Below are 867 nucleotides of genomic sequence, written 5' to 3'. Positions count from 1 at the left end.
CGGCTGCGTCATTGTTGGCGGCGGGGTCGGTGAGCCGCCGAATCGTCAGGGCACAGCGTTGCTCAATCAAGGTATTGATTTGCTCAACCACGACATTGCCAGCAAAACTTTGTCCGGGGTCAAACTGGAGCTTGCGCGCCGTGGCGGGCAGTAGTTTTGTCAGTTTGTCCAAATGCGCCGTTTGGCCTGCGTCAGTTTCCTGGCAGTCTCCAGCCGTACATACGCCAAACGCCTCTGGTCATCCACCGCGTCGCAACTCCCTGACACCCCGGCCCAGCTTGCGGCGCAACAGGGCCCGCAGGGTCACCCCATCCGAGTACCCGACCTGTGCGGCGACCTGGTCGACGCTGGTGCTCCCGGTGCGCAAGAGATGGACGGCATGCTCCACGCGCAAGTCCTGGAAATACGACAGGGGTGTCTTGCCCAAAACGCTTTGCAGCCGCCGCGCCAAGGTGCGCTCGCTTGTGCCCGCGGCGCTGGCCGCCTCGGCCAGCGAGAAACCTTGCGCGAGCCGACGTCTGGCCCAGCACTCGAAGCGCTCCACCATCGGGTCGGCATGCGCAAGGTGGTCGGGAATCACGAACTCGGCTTGCGAATGCTTGCCCCGTTCCAATGAGAGGCAAAGCTTTCTGGCGATTCACAGACGCTCTCAAGGCATTGCGCTGGCCAGTTCGACCTAAAAGGTTCAAGCTGAACAGCGCCCCAGACTCTCAACGACTTGCCTGCTTACTCCGAGTCGACGGCAAGGTTCGAACCACAGTGTCTTCCAGTTCCGCCTTGATGCAATGCGGCTGCTTCCAGTCGCCTTCGTACGCGATCTGGTCAACACCACCCGGGCCCACGCCGCTGGGCACGTAGTCCAGCTTG

Annotated in this window: 1 pseudogene; it reads right to left on the bottom strand. The window is 62.1% G+C overall.

The features are described 5' to 3' along the window. Positions 1 to 238: 238 nt before the first annotated feature. Positions 239 to 595, bottom strand: a pseudogene (locus tag SQ11_RS15600) (helix-turn-helix domain-containing protein); the annotation flags it as partial. Positions 596 to 867 lie beyond the last annotated feature (272 nt).

The organism is Nitrosospira sp. NpAV (assembly GCF_000832065.1).
GTDB lineage: Bacteria > Pseudomonadota > Gammaproteobacteria > Burkholderiales > Nitrosomonadaceae > Nitrosospira.
Note: the sequence above shows the minus strand (reverse complement) of the source record. Positions and strands in the feature narration are given on the sequence as shown.